Genomic DNA, 505 nt, shown 5'->3' with positions numbered 1-505 from the left:
AAGTTCGTCCTTGCCGAACACGTGACCCTTGCCATCAACCCCTATTACCAGACGCTCGACGGCTATTCGCTAAGCTATCAGAACCGTCATCGTCAGCTTGTCGGCGCGGACCCGTATGCGGTGCTGGGGTATACCGCGAGCGGCGGCGCTGTGCGCCCGGCGCTGGCAACGACGTCCAATCCGAACGTGGTCGGTGGCCCGGCCGACATGCGCGTCACGCCGCGCAAGCGCGAACGCTACGGCAGCACAGCGGAGCTCACGATCGCTGACCTGGTGCCGCGCAATAGCGTCCGCATTGGCGGCTGGTTCGATGGCGGCACGTCGTCGGAGGAACGCGACTTCTATCCGATCATCCCCTCCACCACGCAGCTCGCGTGGAAGGGCGGTTTGCCATCCTATGTGCTCTACAATCGGTCGACGTCGATCACGACGCTCGAATTTTACGGTCAGGATTCCTTCCAGCTTGTACCGGGCGTGCTTCGCCTCGATGCCGGCGTAACGTGGT

The 505-nt window shown here is 63.0% G+C and carries 1 protein-coding gene; it reads left to right on the top strand.

Going from position 1 to position 505, the window contains the following annotated elements; translation table 11 throughout:
• Positions 1–505: hypothetical protein (locus AACY52_RS30205; protein WP_339561362.1), on the top strand; the 505-nt coding region annotated here is incomplete at both ends.

It is taken from the genome of Pseudomonas sp. EA_65y_Pfl1_P113, assembly GCF_963970525.1.
GTDB classification, from domain to species: Bacteria; Pseudomonadota; Gammaproteobacteria; order Pseudomonadales; family Pseudomonadaceae; genus Aquipseudomonas; species Aquipseudomonas tritici.
Note: the sequence above shows the minus strand (reverse complement) of the source record. Positions and strands in the feature narration are given on the sequence as shown.